The following is a 16,701-nucleotide window of genomic DNA, read 5'->3' on the forward strand; positions in this document are numbered from 1 at the left end:
CCCTTGTTCTTGGCTCTTACTGGTGTTCTTGGCGTAAGCGGCCACGTGATGCAAGCGGTTCATGCCATGGAAATTTCCAAGGATTATGAGCTGAGCGTCCCAAGCTCGGGTGTATCGACGGTGGCATTTTCATCGGGCCAGTTGGTGCGCCAGATTTCGGCGGACCAATGTCCGCAATGAACAGATGGTCGATCAAAGCCGGGCAGGGGCGGCAGTAGCGGTTCAACGATCACGTCATGACGCGGAACTGCGAAATATGGGAAGGAATAGCGTTCTTTGCCAGATTTATTGACCACCCGATGCGGAGTGGATTTAAGCTGTCCGCCGGACCAAAGCTCAAGCATGTCGCCGATATTCACGATAAACCCGCCGGGTGGGCAATCCGGGGTGATCCATCCGCCACCGCGGGTCTGCACTTCTAGCCCGCCAACGGGGTCGGGGGCGATAATCGTCAGGGCATCCGTGTCCTTGTGGGGATGAATGCCAAAGCCTTCCTCATCCGCTGCCTGCGGCGGATAGTGCAACAGCGTCATGTTTGTCATGGGGGTGGCAAAGGCCGCTTTCAGGACGTTGGGCTTCAGACTCAGCCCAATTTCAAGCGCGCCCAGCAGCAGTTCGGCCACGTGGTCCAGTTGCGACCAATACTCCAATATCACTTCGCGCGCGCCCTGTACTTCAGTTGGCCAGAGGTTCGGGCCATAAAGTGCACAGTCATCGCGAACCGGGTCGTCCTCGGAAACTTCGAAATGCAGCTTGTAACCTTCGTATTTGTCCGCTTTGCCCGAGCCATCATTGGGCGTGAAGAAACCCATGGGGATATATCCGCGATAGTTGTCGCGGGTGATCGCCTGATCCCACTTGCTCTGTTCATCGATGTCAAAGATCGCGCGCGTCTTGGCGCGGACCTGATTAACGGTGTCAGGTGAAACCCCAGTGCCTGTGATGGAGAGAAAGCCGATGTCGGTGCAGGCGTCCAATATCCGCTGAACGGTTGCGTCATGGTCCGGATGGGCCGTGTCTTTCAGTGGAGAGATGTCGATCGTCGGGATTGATTGCATCAGTGAATCCTCACGCCTTGCCGGTCCAGTTCCGCGTGAACAGGGGCAAGGTTCATCGCGTGTAGGTCCTGGTTGCCTTTCAGCGACAGGGCCGCGGCAATTCCTGCACCCTGTCCCATGACCGCGCAACAGGCCATGTTGCGCGTTGCGGCGTGGGCCACCTTGTCCGCACCGTGCGAACGGCCCGCGACCAGCAAGCCTTTGATGCCCTTTGGTAGCATCGAGCGATAGGGCACCTGCATATACCGCCCCGTGGTCGGCAGGATCAGTATGCCATAGCCATCGATGAATTCGGGGTAGATGCCGATCGTATCTTCGAACCGGCCCTGATGGCGGGCATCATCTTCGGTCATGTTATAGGCTGCGTCGATCTTGCGTGTGTCACGGATGCCGATGGTCATACCGAAATTTCGCAACCGAGCATTCTCACAACCTGGCATGAACCGGCGCAGCGCTTCGATGGCCAGCATGGATTGGCGGCGGCCTTCAATCTCGCCCTTCGTCAGACTGTCGGGGTCGGTCCCGTCGATTTCGCCCAGATGGATGAGGTTCATGTAAGTGAGCTCGCCCGTGTCGTGCATTGCGCCCCATGTGCCCGCGATGGTGTTCAGATGCGGCGGGATCAGGCCCTGATCGATGGCCTGCTGGAACGGCTTGTGCACGAAGGGAGAGAACATGTCGTCTTCTTTGCCCGAAGTTTCGATGTTCCACTCGCCGCCGCCGCCCCAATCCTTGTAGGTCTGCGGATCGGCTTTGACACCTTCCATGAACGCGCGCTTGTCGACACCGGCCAGATGGAACATGACCGAGGCGGCCATCATGTCTTCGCGGGCGGTTTTGTGGGTTGGCGCGCCTGCGCGGTGGGCTACATCGGCGTCGCCGGTGGCGTCGATCACAACCTTGGCCAGAATCGCTTCGCGCCCAGCTTTGGATTCAGTGATGATGCCGGTGATCCGGTCACCTTCCATGATCGGAGCGACGAATTGCCGGTGCAGCATTGGATGAACGCCTGCCTCTTCAACCAGCTTGTCGGCCACTAGCTTAAAACCCTCGCTGTCCAATTCATAGCTCAGCGACTGGCTTTCGGGCACCGCGGCGCCCATGTCCTTAGCACGGGTCTCGAACTCCATGCCGATGCCACCAGCCTCGACCGTCTGTTCGTGGCGGTACCAGGCAAAGCCCTCAACACCCACGGCGGTGATATTGCCACCCATACAGCCAAAGCGGTCGACCAACGAAACCTCAACACCGGCGCGCGCCGCAGCCAGCGCGGCGGCCAGTCCGGCTGGGCCTGATCCAACAATAAGAACGTCCGTTTGGTGTACCACGGGAATCTTACGAGCGGGTTCCTGAATGGTCTGCATGGGTGCCCCTTGGAATTACATTTCCGTCACAATCGAAGTCTCTGACTGGCGGGTCAATCAAAAAACCGACTGACCCGAGGTCGCAAAATAACCAATGCATGATTGCCCCCGGCGGGGCTTTGGCATAAGCAACTTTGAAGTCCAAATTCACCTTCAAAGGTTCACCAATGCGCCTCAGCCGTTACTTTCTGCCCGTTCTCAAGGAAAACCCCTCCGAGGCCCAGATCGTCAGCCACCGGCTGATGCTGCGCGCCGGGATGATCAAGCAAGCTTCAGCCGGAATTTACTCCTGGCTGCCGCTGGGTTTCAAAGTGCTGCGCAAGCTGGAAAATATCATCCACGAAGAGCAGGCGCGCGCTGGCCATATCGCGATCCAGATGCCCATCATCCAATCGGCTGACCTGTGGCGCGAATCCGGGCGGTATGATGACTACGGTCAGGAAATGCTGCGCATGAAGGACCGGCATGACCGAGATATGCTGTTCACCCCAACAGCCGAGGAACTGGTCACCGACATCTTCCGCGGTCATGTGAGCAGCTACAAAGACCTGCCGCTGACTTTGTACCAAATCCAATGGAAGTTCCGCGATGAGATCCGCCCCCGTTTTGGTGTGATGCGCGGACGCGAATTCTACATGAAGGACGGCTACAATTTCGACCTGACCAAAGAGGATTCGCTGCACTCCTACAATCGCCATCTGGTCACCTATCTGCGCACCTATGAGCGCATGGGCCTGCAAGCCATCCCGATGCGCGCCGATTCCGGCCCCATCGGTGGCGACAACACGCACGAGTTCCTCGTTCTGGCTGATACCGGTGAATCTGAGGTGTTCTATGACAGCGCAGTCACCGACCTGACCTTTGGTGACCGTCAGATCGACTACGACAGCCCCGAGCAGTGCCAGGCCATTCTTGAGGAGTTCACCTCGAAATACGCCCGCACCGATGAGACCCATGACGAGGCGCTGTTCAATCAGGTCCCCGAGGAGCGTCGCCGCGTGGCGCGTGGGATCGAGGTTGGCCAGATCTTCTACTTCGGCACCAAGTATTCCGAAGCCATGGGTGCAACTGTTCAAGGCCCCGACGGAAAGCCGGTTCCGGTTCACATGGGCAGCCACGGTATCGGCGTCAGCCGCCTGATCGGCGCGATCATCGAAGCCAGCCATGACGACAAGGGCATCATCTGGCCCGAAGGCGTGACGCCGTTCCATTGCGGTATCGTCAACCTGAAACAGGGTGATGACGAGGCCGACGCCGCCTGTAACAAGATTTACGGCGCGCTGACTGCGCTGGGCCTCGACCCATTGTATGATGACCGTAAGGAACGGGCAGGGGGCAAGTTCGCCACCATGGACCTGATCGGTCTGCCGTGGCGTATCACCGTTGGCCCGCGCGGTCTAAAAAACGGTGTGGTTGAACTGACCTGCCGCCGCACAGGCGAAAGCGAGGAGTTGCCGCCCGAGGCCGCCGTTACCAAGATCGCCGAGATCTATGAGCGCATCGCCTGATACCTCTGACGCGCCGCTGATCTCGGTCATCACCGCGACTTATGACCTGCTGTCGCAAGGGCGGAAGGACAGTTTTCGCGAGGTGATCGAGTGCATGGCCCGTCAGAATTGCGACAGGGCTGAGCACGTCATTCAGGATGGGGCATCGAGTGATGGCACAGTCGAGTTTCTACAGGACCTGACTGCGGACGCACCGCGCACCCGGCTGTTCAGCGAACCGGATACCGGTTTGTATGACGCGATGAACAAGGGCGCGCAGGCAGCGCGTGGAAAATATCTGTTGTTCCTGAACTCGGATGACTCGCTGGCGTCCGACGATATTTTGGACGTCGTCGCTGATCGGCTTGAGGCGACACAGCCGGATTTTCTGTTCGGCTCGACCCTGCGCCGGTTCGAGGATGGATCAGAAAGCCGAGAGAAACGGATGTCGCTGACAGCGATTCTGCAGCGGATGCCGTTCTGCCATAACTCGGTGTTGCTGAAGCGGGATGTGTTTTTGGCGCTGGGCGGGCATGACACTCAATTTAGTGTCGCGGCCGATTACGATCTGATGCTGCGCCTTTTGACCGAAGGGTATCAGGGCGAGCGCATTGACGACCCGATATCTATGTTCTGGGGCAGGGGTGCTACGAGCGACGATGTCGCAACAGCGGAAGACTACGCCCGTGTCTGGATGAATTACTACGGCGGTTACAGGTCGACCGATAGTCTGACACAATCCGATTTCGTTCGGTATTACCAACGTGGTCACATGCCCGCGGCACTGATCCTTGAGCGAATGTTAAAGCCCGGCACGTCGGATGCCATCAAAGCCGCCGCGCGCCACAGTCTGTGGAAGACCACACGCCGATCCGTTCAGTTCTGGCGCAGCTTTTAGGCGCGTCAGACCGTCGGTCGGGCAGTCAGAACATCTCCGTTGGCCTCATGGCCCCGTGCCACGACGATCGGACGGCCCAGCTGTCGCACCAGATCCCTGAATTCAAGGCCCAGGAAACGCAGACCGCAAACCCGGTCTCCGGTGGTTTGATCGGTGATGCACATCCGTCCATCCCGGAACGCCAGACAATATCCCTTGTCGTTCAGGATGTCGGTCAGACCAGCCCAGCTTGCCGCGCTGGCAAAGACCGGAAGGATGGTTGCGCGCAGAAGAACTGCGGATTCACAATCCAGTTCTGTTGATGTTTGTCGGACCGAAAATGCGTCCGGTTGTTCAGTTTCAATTCGAATACTCATGAGCGACCCCCGCTCTGTAAAATGAATTCCCCCATAGTCAGGGTGACAAAGTTTCCAAAAATAAGCAAAACGCGAAATAAAATTGCGCTAAAAATGTTGCATTTTGAGGTCAGTTTGCCTCGCCATGCTCACATTAACTTCATACCTGAAACAATACCGGGCTGTCTGTGAAGAGCGTCACAACCGGCGGTATATTTTAATGGCGGATGATCTCCTTAAGTTCGAGTGTCCGTTTGACCGGTGGGGTTGCTGATTCGCAATTTCGGGGCTTTGAGAGCGAATTTGACCGCGCCGAAATTGCTGATAAACCGGGCAAAACGATGAAAGGGCCCGCGCTGTGCTGAGTTTCGCGACCGTCGTGTATTCCAAGGACTTCCCCCTGCTGGAACTTCAGGCGCTGTCTTTTGCCCGTTTTGTCGATCCGGACATAGTTTCGTCGATTCACGTGATCATGAATGACTGCGATGAAGATACGCTCAGGGCAAAAATTGAACCCCTATTGGCTTCATACGGCCCACTGCGATCCAAGGTTCAGGTCCTGGGCGGCGATGACCTGTTGTTGCAGTCCGGCCAGTACGCGCGGCGATCCTTGTCGGATCGGATCCTGATCGAAAACCGGTTTCGTATTCCAGGCATTCGCAGGCAGGGGTGGCGCGGGTCCAACGGGTATCGCAGTCAGCAAGTTCTGAAGCTGGGTGCCGCGCGCGTTGCGGCGTCCGAGAACATGGTTATCCTTGACACCAAGAACGTCTTTCTGCGCAGCTTTGACCCGACTGAGTTCTTTGCTGACAATGGTGCGGCGCGTATCGCTTTCATCGACGTCCAAAGCGATTACCACCGCAATTGGCTGGTCGAGAGTCTTGATGCGCTGGGCGCGTCAGGTACCGACCTTAAAGGGTTAAGGACCACGACATTTGCGACCCCTTTCGCGATGCGCCGATCCTTGGCCTTGGCGCTGTTGGACGAGATCAATGATCGCTACGGTTCGGTTCAGGCGCTGTTCGGATCGCGCAGGCGACCGTCCGAGTTCATGTTGCTGAATGCGTTCTGCCTCAAATCGCCGGATGGCTATGCACAGTGGTTCGAGGACCACGCGCAATGCAATATCGGGCTCTGGCCGACCTATTCGCCCGAGGAAATGGCATCGCAGTTGGCGATGCTGGATGATCCCGCTGCATTGACGTTGGGTCTGCATAACCGCGCCTTGTCGCTGTTGCCCGGCGATCTGCGGGATCGTGTGTTTTCCGAGTTGGAAGACAGGGGTATTTGTACCCGACCGCGCGCCGAAGAGGTGCTAAACCGCGCGGCAACGCTGACCGGCTGACAACCGGCTTGACCATCCGGTGAAATGCCGAAAGGGTCGCGACAACAAAATAACCGGAGCAGGCATGGCCAGAACACCCCCGCCCTTTGCCCCATTTGAGTGGAAAATCGCGTGGCGTTACCTGCGGGCGCGCCGCGCCGAAGGTGGCGTGAGCGTCATGACGTGGATTTCCCTGATCGGGATCACGCTGGCCGTCTTTGCCCTGATTGCCACCCTGGCCGTCCGTTCTGGATTTCGGTCCGAATTCGTCGGCACTATTCTGGGCGCAAACGCCCATGTGACTGTGTACTCCGCCGGAGAGTTTGATGCGCAGGGGCGCGTTGACCGCACAATCGCGGAATATGAAGAGATGACCAGCCGGATCGCGCAGGTTCCGGGCGTGGAACGCGCGGCCCCGCTGGTCAAAGGGCAGGTCCTGATTACCAATCGCGATCGCAGCAGCGGGGTCGAGGTCTTTGGTATCCGCCCCGACGATCTGCGCGATCTGCCCGGCGTCGCGCAAAGCGAACAGGCCGTCGGTGATCTGACCCAGTTTCAAGTCGGTGAGGATGTGATTGCCATTGGGTCCGGTGTGGCGCGCAGCATCGGAGCGACGGTTGGTGACACGGTCAAACTGACCTCACCCAATGGGGTGAAAACCGCCTTCGGGACGTCTCCACGCGTGAACGCTTATCAGGTGGTCTATGTGTTCTCGGCCGGGCGGTATGACATCGACCGCACCCGCGTTTATATGCCGTTCACGCAAGCTCAGAGCTTTTTCAACCGCGACGGCGTGGCCGACGAGATCGAAGTGATGGTCGAACGGCCCGAGGAAATGACCCCGGTTTTGATCCCCATCCTCGAGGCCGCAGGCGGGCGCAGCCAGATCTGGACGTGGCAGGATGCTTCGGGCGGATTTCTGCGTGCGCTTGAGGTCGAGGACAACGTGATGTTTATCATCCTGTCGATCCTCGTCTTGATTGCGGCAATGAATATCGTGTCGGGCCTGATCATGCTGGTGAAAAACAAGGGGCGCGATATCGGTATCCTGCGCACCATTGGCCTGAGCGAAGGGTCGATCCTGAGGGTCTTTTTCATCTGCGGTGCGTTCACAGGCATCATCGGCACCGTTATGGGCGTGATCCTCGGCTGCCTGTTTGCCATCTATATCGACCCGATATTCTCATTCGTGAACTACGTCATGGGCGGCGGCGTCTGGGATCCGTCCATTCGCGGCATCTACTCCTTACCCGCCGAGTTGCACCTTTCCGATGTGCTCAAGGCGATTGGGCTGTCGTTGGGGCTGTCATTCATCGTCACCTATTTCCCGGCCCGCCGCGCGGCGCGGCTGAACCCGGTTGAGGCGCTGCGCTATGAATGACCTGACAATGCGGCTGAACGGTCTGACCAAAACCTACCTCAAGGGCACTCCGGGCGAGGTTCAGGTGTTGCGCGGTGTCGATCTGGAACTGCGTGCTGGCGAAGCCGTGGCGATGGTCGCGCCATCCGGGGCAGGCAAATCGACACTGTTGCACATTGCCGGACTACTGGACAAACCAGATGAAGGATCGGTCGAGATCGCGGGCCAGAATGTAGCTGGCAGGGGGGATCGAACCCGTACAGCGCTTAGACGAAAGGACGTTGGTTTCGTGTACCAGTTCCATCATTTGTTGCCCGAGTTTACCGCGCTGGAAAACATCACCCTGCCGCAACTGGCTAACGGTGTATCCGAAAAGGCTGCACAGGACAGGGCGATGGCCTTGCTGGACCGCGTTGGAGTGGCGGCACGGGCCGATCACCGCCCCGCCGCCTTATCGGGGGGCGAGCAGCAACGTGTTGCGTTTTGTCGGGCCTTGGCAAACAAGCCGCGCGTTTTGCTGGCGGATGAGCCGACTGGAAACTTGGATCCCGAAACCTCGGATCAGGTATTTGGTGCTTTGATGTCGCTGGTCCGGGATGAAGGGCTTTCAGCGTTGATTGCCACGCATAACATGGATCTGGCCGCGCGAATGGACCGTAAACTGCGACTGGAGGCGGGTGTTCTTAAGCCAGTTGAGTGATGGCGACACCGGCCGCCATCACGGCTATGCCCCCGGCCCGTATCCATGTCAGCGGCGTGACCTGAGCACCAAACAGGCCAAAATGATCGATGGCCGCCGTGCTGATTAGCTGTCCCAGCAGAACAAAGAACACGGCGTTGCCGACTCCGAAATGGGGGGCGACATGCGTGATCGACAGAACATAAAACGCAATCAAAACACCGGCCAGCAACAAGTGTTTCGGGGCTTGGGCCACCTTGGATAGCGCTTCTATTCCTGGAAACAGCAGCATGACCAGGGCTGACGCCACGAACGCGATGGCAAACAGGACTACGCCGGCGGTTGTCGGGGACCCGATCAGCTTGCCCAGTGCGGCATTCAAAGCCGCCAGAATCGGAACGCCGATCCCGGCCGCCAGCATAATGGCTGCGTATTGTGTCATTGCCCGTATCCTCCCGCTTCGTTGATCTGGATCATTGCGCCAAGCCGCCCGGCGGGCAAGCCTGCAAATGTCAATCGTGACAGGAGGATGCGATGATCAAACCGATGTTCGGGGCCGTTTGTGCGAGTGTAGCTGCGTTGGCGTCTCAGACCATGGCGCAGAACGTTGAAACCGGTGCCGAACTCTATCAGCATTATTGTGCGACTTGTCATGGGATCGATGCGACCGGGCATGGGCCAATGGCTGGTGTGTTGGTGATACAGCCGACTGATCTGACCCAGCTGGCATCCGGGGATGGAGTATTCCCAACAGCCCGTGTTGTGGCGCGTATCGACGGGCGTGATCCCTTGGTCAGTCATGGCAGCCCGATGCCGGTTTACGGTCCCTATTTCGACGGGCAGGATACCACGATGAAAACCCCAGACGGTCAGCCGATCCTGACCAGTCAGCCGATTGTGGATCTGGTGGCTTATCTGGAGACGCTGCAATAAGGCTTAACCCTCGCGGCAAATCCCTTCGACCTTCGCTCCGCTCCACGGAATGACAACGGCACGCTCGCGTTGTGCGCCGGGCAGCGGGGACAAGTCGAAATGCGTCCCCAACATGTCATGCAGGCGCTGGGTCCGCGGCGCGGTAGGGTCCAACGCCCGGCAGCAGACGTACTCCTCGACGATCGCCCCCTGTTGTTCGAATCCATAGGATAGAAAATCAGGCGATGTCTGCAGGTCGAACAAGTAGGGGTCCTTGCTTCCGCCATGTTCGGCGGCGGCTCGCAGGGGGTGGTAACCAGTGGACTGGCGGTTCTGCCATTGCCAGACGTGTGTCAGCTCGTGTGCAAGCAACATCCCGGCAATCAGGTCCATTTGTTCCGGGAAGTCGGACATATAGTCCTCAAGGTACCAGTCCTTGTTAAAATAGACCTTATTGAACAACGCAACAGCGGCGGGTTTTGCGGTGACGACACCTTCTTCGGTTGGTGGCAGGATACGTTCCCGACAGGCCAGGCGCGGCCGGTCCTTGCGGTAAAACGTGATCGGCGTTACCGGCGCACCTTCAACAAGGCGCACGCGATCCAGATCCAGCGTGTCGCCTTGAACGGCACTTGCAAATGCGCGTTCCTGATCCGTCAAAGGGCGACCACAGGCAGCAAGCAAAATTAGTAGCGTCATCAAAATACGAAAGGCCATAATCAAAGCCTAATGCGAAGCGCCCGCGCTGCAACCCGTTTTCACAGGCTCATCGCCAAAACCCTGCTGATTTCCGTCAGCGACCGGCCTGATTGATCCATCCATGTGTTGAAGGCCGCTTGCACCGCAGCCATTGCCTTTTTCGAGGTGGGGGATTTGTCGATCACGCCTTCGGCAATCAGCCGCGCGGTCACATCTTGTGAGAGGATAAAGCTGTCGCGCCCAGCAAATCGCATGGCGTATTGGGCCGAAGCCCCGCCCAGACGCGACCCTCTCTTGCCCAGCATCGCCAGCAGCCCGGCAAAGTCGTCAGATGGCCAACCCCCAAGAACCTGACCCGCACCGCCTTCATCACGAAGCTCCAGCAAAAATGCGGCATTGTCACGAACGGTCGCGATCTTGGTCCCGTTGCGCACAATGCGAGTATCCTGCAGCAAGGCGTCGAATTTCTCATCGTCCATGAAGGCGCAGCGTCCGACATCGAAACCGTCAAATGCGATTTCAAACCCGTCCCACTTGTTTTCGATGACCTTCCAGTTGAACCCCGCCTGAAAGATGGTCTTGGTGATAATCGACAGCCAGCGATCTTCCGGCATCTCAGAAAGCTCGACCAGGCTTTTGGGTTTGCTCAACTTTTCATTCAACGCATCCGGGCCACCATGGCGATTGGCAGCCATTACAAAAATTTCATCGAAATGATGCATAAATCATGTCCTCCACCGATAAAGTTGCTTGTTGATCGCTTCGTTGCAAGGTCTCAAAGAGAGTGAGTTTTTGGACATTTGGTGCGTCTGAAATCAAAAAACGCAGAAAAATCGAACATCGGGAAAAGAAATACTCGACAAAACAGGGGATTCGGGTTTGTGATTGACTCGTCAATCAAAGACCTGCGCCAGATATTTGTGTTAAGCAAAAACGCGCGCGATCAGTACAACGCAGCGAGTGGGGACTTGCGGCTTAATACAAGGCGAAAAATTCCGCCTTTGTTCAAAGTGTTCACTTCCCTTTTGCGGCCAATATTGTGCATGTTGCGACATGGTATTGTCGTCTGTCCAACCTTCCGGCGCGCAACTGTGCGCTGAGGTGGACGAAAAACAAAAAAAGACAGGGAGAATGTCGATGAAAAAACTTAGTGTCAGCCTGTTGGCTATGATGGTAGCCGGTTCCGCTTACGCCGCCGATATGGGTGCCGTGGACGAGCCGATCAAACTGGCGATCAACGAATGGACCGGTCAGCACGTAACGACCCAAGTGGCGGGCGAGATGCTGAAAGCCGCGGGTTACAACGTCGAATATGTGACCGCTGGTATGATGAACCAGTTCCAGGCAATCGCGGATGGCGACATCACTGCGACGCTGGAAATCTGGTCGTCAAACGTCTCGGACGAATACGCCAAGAAAATCGACGAAGGCACCGTCGTCGAGATCGGCGATCTGGGCCTGGATGCCAAGGAAGGCATCGCTTATCCGGCGCACGTGGCCGATCTGTGCCCCGGTCTGCCGGCGTGGGAAGCGCTGAAGGATTGCGCGCAGGTTTTCGCAACCGCTGAAACTCTGCCCGGTGGTCGCCTGGTCGACTATCCTGCTGATTGGGGTACGCCCGGCGCCGACCGTATGACCGGTCTTGAGCTGCCGTTCAAAGCTGTGCCTGCCGGTTCCGAAGGTGCTCTGATCGCAGAATTGCGTGCCTCGACCGAGCGCAAGTCGCCGCTGCTGATCACTTTTTGGCAGCCGCATTGGGCGATGTCGGCCTATGACGTTCAGTTCGTTGAATTGCCTGCCGGTGAAGAAGCCTGCTTTAACGATCCGGCATGGGGACCGAACCCGAACGCCGTGAACGACTGCGATTTCTCGCCCTCGCGCATCTTCAAAGCCAGCTGGAACGGGATGGAAGAAAAATGGCCCGCGGCCTATGAAATCCTGTCCAACTATCAATTGGCGGTCGAGGACCAGCAGCCGATGATGGGCGCGATCGACGTTGACGGCGGTAAAGTCGAAGAAGTTGTCGCCGAATGGATGGCTGCGAACGAAGACAAATGGCGTCCGGTTGTTGACGCGGCAACGCAGTGAGTTCGCATAAGTGACTGACGCGAATACGCCAGCCATTACCTGCCAGAATCTCTGGCAGGTTTTTGGTCAAGGCGCAGACAAAGCCCTGACCGACGCGCTGTCTCGGTCAGGGAATGATGCAGACCAAGCCGCCGCCGATCTGCGCGAACACGGGTTCATCCCGGCCGTTCAGGACGCAAATTTTGAAGTCAAAGAGGGCGAGCTGTTCGTCATCATGGGCCTGTCTGGGTCGGGCAAGTCCACACTGATCCGCTGTATCTCGCAATTGTTGCCGGGCACGGGGGGCGAAATCCGTGTCGACGGCGAAAACGTCATCGGTGCGTCGAAGAAAGCGCTGACCGAATTGCGGCGCAAGAAGTTGGGCATGGTGTTCCAGCATTTTGGCCTGTTTCCACACATGACCGTTGCGGACAACGTGGCCTATCCACTGCGCGTATCGGGCGTCGGCAAAAAGGAACGAATGGCTCGCGCACAAGAGGTCATCACTTTGGTCGGGCTGGAGGGCCGCGAGGACAGCTACCCGCGTCAGCTTTCCGGTGGTCAGCGTCAGCGCGTGGGAATTGCACGGTCTTTGGCGGTGAACCCGGACATCTGGTTTCTGGACGAGCCGTTCTCGGCCCTTGATCCACTGATCCGCCGACAGCTGCAGGACGAATTCCTGCGCATTCAGGCGACGCTGAAGAAATCCATCGTGTTTATTACTCACGATATCCAAGAAGCACTGAAACTGGCCGACCGCATCGCCATCATGCGCGATGGCAAGATCGTCCAGATCGGAACGCCGACGGATATCGTATTGCGCCCCGTGGATGATTACGTGCGCGAATTCTCGAAAGACGTGGCCAAGGGTCAGCACGCCAAAGTCGCCTCGGTCATGCGGGACGAATCTGAACGTGGCCCGGATGATCCTGGCCTGACAACCTCGATGACCCTGGACGCCGCGTTGGCGCATTGCATGGAGCTTTATGAGCCCGTTCCTGTGCGAGATGAAAACGGCAATATCGTTGGCACGGTTCATCCTTCTGATCTTGCCGCCGCGCTCCAGGTGGATGAAACATGAGTATGCGGCTCGACGTCCCGATACTTGGTAGATTGCGTGTTACAGATGGGGCCATAGCGGCCTTGATAACAGTTTTCGTCGGTTACCTGTGTTTGCGTTATGAGGCAGATGCGCCGTGGCTGGTGCAGTGGCCTGCGGAATGGGTTGTTCCCGCGACGGAATGGGTCGGTGCATTCCTCGACTGGTTTCTGAACGGCATCAAACCAGCGATGCGGTTGTTTTCCGATTTGATGGCCTATCCCATGAACGGTGCCAATTTTGTATTAGGCAATACTCCATGGCCGATCCTCATCGGTCTGGTAACGGCACTGGGTTGGTATCTGGGCGGCCTGTCGATGGCGGCGTTGGGGTTTTTTGGCCTGTGTTTCGTGTTCGCCTCCGGCTATTGGGCCGAGAGTATGAATACCCTGGCATTGGTCGCCGTCTCGGTTCCCGTTGCGCTGATCGTCGGCGGTGCCATTGGCATCCTTGCCAACGAAATGCCCCGCGTCAGGTCCTTTGTCCAGGCGGTGTTGGACGTGATGCAGACGGTCCCGACTTTTGCCTACCTGACCCCGCTACTCCTGCTGTTTGGCTTTGGCCCGGTTGTGGGTTTGATCGCGTCGGCCATTTATGCGGCCCCGCCCATGGCGCGCAACGTGATGCTGGGTCTGGAACGGGTCGAGCCCGAGATCAAAGAGGCCGCCATCATGTCCGGCGGCACGCGGTTTCAGCAGTTGTTTCAGGTCGAAATCCCCGCAGCGGCGACGCAGATCATGGTGGGCGTAAACCAATGCCTGATGGCTGCCCTTTCAATGGTCATCATCGCTGCCGTTATCGGCGGGTTCAACGACATCGGCTGGGAAGTTCTTCTGACCATGCGCAAGGCTCAGTTTGGTGAGTCGCTGATGGCCGGTCTCGTCATCGTGGTCTTTGCTGTGGTGATCGACCGGATGAGCGGCACGCTGGCGACCGAGCGTAAGCGCTATGATCCACGCGTTGTCTGGGCGGTCTTGGGCTTTACGGCCCTTTTCACCGTCGCCTTCTGGGCATGGCTGCCGAACCCGTCCGAACTGACCTTGCTGGATCCTATGGCCGAGGCTGTCGATAGCGGTCTGACCGCGTTCACGCAGGCAAATGGTCCTTGGCTGGATGCGCTCAAGAACAACTCATTGTTCTATGTTCTGTTGCCACTGCGGATCGGTCTTGATCAGGCGGTTTTGCCCTTCACATGGGGGTTCCAATGGACGCCTGAAATGAGCGAACGCCTGTTTATCGTTGGGGGTGTCATCGCCGCACTGATGGCATGGCGCGGTCACCTGACAGGCGGTTTGATCGTGCTGATCCTGATCGGAATGTTGGAAACTGGTATTGCAAACCTGCCATGGCCTTTCGTTCTTACTGGCGCTGCCGCGCTCAGCTATGTCGCGGGCGGCTGGCGTCTGGCGGCGCTTTCGGTGGGGTTGCTGTGTACCATCCTTGTCTCCGGTCTTTGGGAGCGCGCCTTGCTGTCGCTTTACCTCAGCGGTGCTGCGGTGTTTTCCTGCGCCGTGGTAGGCGGCTTGATCGGACTGGCCAGCGCGGTATGGGCGCCGGTCTGGAAGGTTGTTCGTCCAATTTGCGACATGCTGCAGACGATCCCGCTATTCGTGTTCCTGATCCCCGTGCTGATGGTGTTCCAGATTGGCGAGTTCTCGGCCTTTCTGGCCATCTGTGCTTACGCCATCGTCCCGATGATCCGCTACACGCGTCACGGGCTGGTCAACACTCCAGAAGAGATGATGGAGGCCGCAATCTCGAGCGGTGCGACCGAGTGGCAGATCATGCGCGACGTGCGCGCGCCGTATGCTGCGCCGACGATCCTGCTGGGGTTGAACCAGACCATCCTTTATGCCTTTGCAATGCTGGTGATCGCGGCACTGATCGGGACCACCGGTCTGGGGCAGTCGATCTATCTTGCACTGGGGCAAGCGGATGTGGGTCTGGGCATCTCGGCCGGTGCTGCTATGGCGATTCTGGCGCTTGTTGCCGACCGTATCGTACAGGGCTTTGCCGAAGAACGGCGCAAAGCGCTGGGGCTGTAAATTGGGGCAGGGGCGGCGCGTCCGCCCCTTCTACCCCGCGTTTGATCTTGGACAAAGACCGGACAGCGTTCGGGGCGTAGACCGCGCGTAACACGTTCGGAGAATACTATGACCAGTTGGGCCTTCTTTCTTGCAGCACTGATCACCTTTCTTCTCAGCCACGCCATCCCGGTGAGGCCGGGTGTTCGCAGTCGACTGATCGAAACACTAGGGCGCAAGGGTTATTTTGCGGCATATTCCGCACTTTCCCTTCTGGTGCTGGCATGGCTGATCGTCGCCGCAGCGCAAGCGCCATATGTTGAGGTCATCCCGCCGCTTGTCATCTTTCGCTGGGCGCCACTCTTGGTGATGCCAATCGTGTGCTGGCTGGCTGTCGCGGGCATATCGATCCAAAACCCGTTCTCATTTGGCGGGATGGGGCATTGTACATTCGATCCCGAAAAACCGGGCATCTTGCGGTCCACTCGCCACCCTGTTCTTGCGGCTTTGATGCTGTGGGCGGGGGCTCATCTGCTGGCCAATGGCAGCCTGTCACACGTGATCCTGTTCGGGCTTTTTGCAGGCTTTTCGACATTCGGCATGGCACTGATCGACCGCCGCAAACAACGCGACTTGGGTATGGAATGGACCCGGTTGTCCCGCAACACGGCCCGCCTGTCGCTGCGCGTACCACAACCGTGGCCGCGCCCTTGGGTCTGGCTGGTTGCAATTGCGATCTTCATGGCATTGCTTCATTTGCACGCGCCTGTGATCGGATTATCGCCATTACCGTGATCCAAGAGAGTGGTCGCGCAGGACCTTGCGTGCTATCTGGAACGTTACAAATCTGTACTAAGGGGTCCTTGGATGCATCTGGCCTATGTTACTACCACCGACCGCGGCGCAACCGACCGCCTGTTAAGTGCGGTTGCCGAACACCTGCTCGCCAAAGGCGCGAGCCTTGCGGGTGTGGTTCAAACCAACACCGAATGCGCGGATAGCAGCAAATGTGACATGGATGTTCGCGTTCTGCCCGAGGGTGAGACGATCCGTATCTCGCAATCCCTTGGTGAGCAGTCACGTGGTTGTCGTCTGGATCCTGCCGCGCTGGAACAGGCCGTCGGATATGTGACCTCTTCGCTGGCCGACGCGCCGCAATTGCTGATGATCAACAAGTTCGGCAAACATGAGGCGGATGGGCGCGGTTTCCGCCCCGTAATTGCCGAAGCTTTGGCGTTGGATGTTCCCGTTCTTGTTGGTGTGAACGGTTTAAACAAAGAAAAATTCGACGCGTTCACAGGTGGTGCTGCCGAACAGATCGCAGCTGATCTTGAAAGCATCATTGCATGGTTCGACCGTGTTACTGCGCAACGTGAGGCCGCGGCCTGACAAAGC

The 16,701-nt window shown here is 57.9% G+C and carries 17 protein-coding genes; 11 read left to right on the forward strand and 6 right to left on the reverse strand.

Going from position 1 to position 16,701, the window contains the following annotated elements; all coding sequences use genetic code 11:
* Positions 1-83: 83 nt before the first annotated feature.
* Entirely contained in the window at positions 84-1,058 is a 975-nt protein-coding gene (locus AC2FJF_RS07495; RefSeq protein ID WP_496724311.1) for an isopenicillin N synthase family dioxygenase, read from the reverse strand.
* Entirely contained in the window at positions 1,058-2,422 is a 1,365-nt protein-coding gene (locus tag AC2FJF_RS07500) for an FAD-dependent oxidoreductase (RefSeq protein ID WP_496724313.1), read from the reverse strand. The genes AC2FJF_RS07495 and AC2FJF_RS07500 overlap by 1 nt, the downstream gene beginning before the upstream one ends.
* A gap of 167 nt (positions 2,423-2,589) precedes the next feature.
* On the opposite strand from AC2FJF_RS07500, the gene proS reads away from it, so the two are divergent.
* Positions 2,590-3,930, forward strand: coding sequence for a proline--tRNA ligase (proS, locus tag AC2FJF_RS07505; protein ID WP_496724315.1), 1,341 nt, complete (start codon positions 2,590-2,592; stop codon positions 3,928-3,930).
* Complete coding sequence (locus AC2FJF_RS07510) at positions 3,914-4,807, forward strand: glycosyltransferase family 2 protein (protein WP_496724317.1); 894 nt, start codon at positions 3,914-3,916, stop codon at positions 4,805-4,807. Before proS ends, AC2FJF_RS07510 begins: the two co-directional genes overlap by 17 nt.
* 5 nt (positions 4,808-4,812) lie before the next feature.
* On the opposite strand, the gene AC2FJF_RS07515 is transcribed toward AC2FJF_RS07510, so the two are convergent.
* Positions 4,813-5,163 (reverse strand): hypothetical protein, encoded by a 351-nt coding sequence (locus tag AC2FJF_RS07515; protein WP_496724319.1) that lies wholly within the window; start codon positions 5,161-5,163, stop codon positions 4,813-4,815.
* A gap of 337 nt (positions 5,164-5,500) precedes the next feature.
* Between AC2FJF_RS07515 and AC2FJF_RS07520 the strand changes: the two genes are divergently transcribed.
* The 3 genes from AC2FJF_RS07520 to AC2FJF_RS07530 all read left to right on the forward strand — a co-directional run bounded on the left by AC2FJF_RS07520 (position 5,501) and on the right by AC2FJF_RS07530 (position 8,526).
* A complete protein-coding gene (locus AC2FJF_RS07520; RefSeq protein WP_496724320.1) occupies positions 5,501-6,487 on the forward strand; it encodes a DUF6492 family protein in 987 nt (328 codons plus the stop codon).
* 64 nt (positions 6,488-6,551) lie between these two features.
* A complete protein-coding gene (locus AC2FJF_RS07525) occupies positions 6,552-7,847 on the forward strand; it encodes a lipoprotein-releasing ABC transporter permease subunit (RefSeq protein ID WP_496724322.1) in 1,296 nt (431 codons plus the stop codon).
* Entirely contained in the window at positions 7,840-8,526 is a 687-nt protein-coding gene (locus tag AC2FJF_RS07530) for an ABC transporter ATP-binding protein (RefSeq protein WP_496724324.1), read from the forward strand. Before AC2FJF_RS07525 ends, AC2FJF_RS07530 begins: the two co-directional genes overlap by 8 nt.
* Here the strand turns inward: AC2FJF_RS07530 and AC2FJF_RS07535 are convergent.
* Positions 8,510-8,947, reverse strand: coding sequence for a DMT family transporter (locus AC2FJF_RS07535; protein ID WP_496724326.1), 438 nt, complete (start codon positions 8,945-8,947; stop codon positions 8,510-8,512). The genes AC2FJF_RS07530 and AC2FJF_RS07535 overlap by 17 nt on opposite strands.
* Before the next feature lie 92 nt (positions 8,948-9,039).
* On the opposite strand from AC2FJF_RS07535, the gene AC2FJF_RS07540 reads away from it, so the two are divergent.
* Positions 9,040-9,438 carry a c-type cytochrome gene (locus tag AC2FJF_RS07540; RefSeq protein WP_496724328.1) on the forward strand — a complete coding sequence of 133 codons (399 nt, stop codon included), beginning with the start codon at positions 9,040-9,042 and terminating at the stop codon, positions 9,436-9,438.
* Positions 9,439-9,441: 3 nt separating this feature from the next.
* On the opposite strand, the gene AC2FJF_RS07545 is transcribed toward AC2FJF_RS07540, so the two are convergent.
* Both AC2FJF_RS07545 and AC2FJF_RS07550 read right to left on the reverse strand, forming a co-directional pair.
* Positions 9,442-10,116 (reverse strand): hypothetical protein, encoded by a 675-nt coding sequence (locus AC2FJF_RS07545; RefSeq protein ID WP_432653395.1) that lies wholly within the window; start codon positions 10,114-10,116, stop codon positions 9,442-9,444.
* Between the two features lie 59 nt (positions 10,117-10,175).
* Positions 10,176-10,838, reverse strand: coding sequence for a DNA-3-methyladenine glycosylase I (locus AC2FJF_RS07550; RefSeq protein WP_496724330.1), 663 nt, complete (start codon positions 10,836-10,838; stop codon positions 10,176-10,178).
* A 415-nt stretch (positions 10,839-11,253) separates the two neighbouring features.
* Between AC2FJF_RS07550 and AC2FJF_RS07555 the strand changes: the two genes are divergently transcribed.
* The 5 genes from AC2FJF_RS07555 to AC2FJF_RS07575 all read left to right on the forward strand — a co-directional run bounded on the left by AC2FJF_RS07555 (position 11,254) and on the right by AC2FJF_RS07575 (position 16,695).
* Complete coding sequence (locus AC2FJF_RS07555; protein ID WP_058275748.1) at positions 11,254-12,204, forward strand: ABC transporter substrate-binding protein; 951 nt, start codon at positions 11,254-11,256, stop codon at positions 12,202-12,204.
* Between the two features lie 10 nt (positions 12,205-12,214).
* On the forward strand, positions 12,215-13,264 hold the full coding sequence (locus tag AC2FJF_RS07560; RefSeq protein ID WP_496724332.1) for a quaternary amine ABC transporter ATP-binding protein: 1,050 nt from the start codon (positions 12,215-12,217) through the stop codon (positions 13,262-13,264).
* 2 nt (positions 13,265-13,266) lie between these two features.
* Positions 13,267-15,327, forward strand: a complete 2,061-nt coding sequence (locus tag AC2FJF_RS07565) for an ABC transporter permease (protein WP_496724583.1) — start codon at positions 13,267-13,269, stop codon at positions 15,325-15,327.
* A 108-nt stretch (positions 15,328-15,435) separates the two neighbouring features.
* Positions 15,436-16,101, forward strand: a complete 666-nt coding sequence (locus AC2FJF_RS07570) for an NnrU family protein (RefSeq protein WP_496724334.1) — start codon at positions 15,436-15,438, stop codon at positions 16,099-16,101.
* Positions 16,102-16,173: 72 nt separating this feature from the next.
* Positions 16,174-16,695 (forward strand): DUF2478 domain-containing protein, encoded by a 522-nt coding sequence (locus AC2FJF_RS07575; RefSeq protein WP_496724336.1) that lies wholly within the window; start codon positions 16,174-16,176, stop codon positions 16,693-16,695.
* Positions 16,696-16,701: the final 6 nt, after the last annotated feature.

The organism is Ruegeria sp. CDSB013 (genome assembly GCF_059611165.1).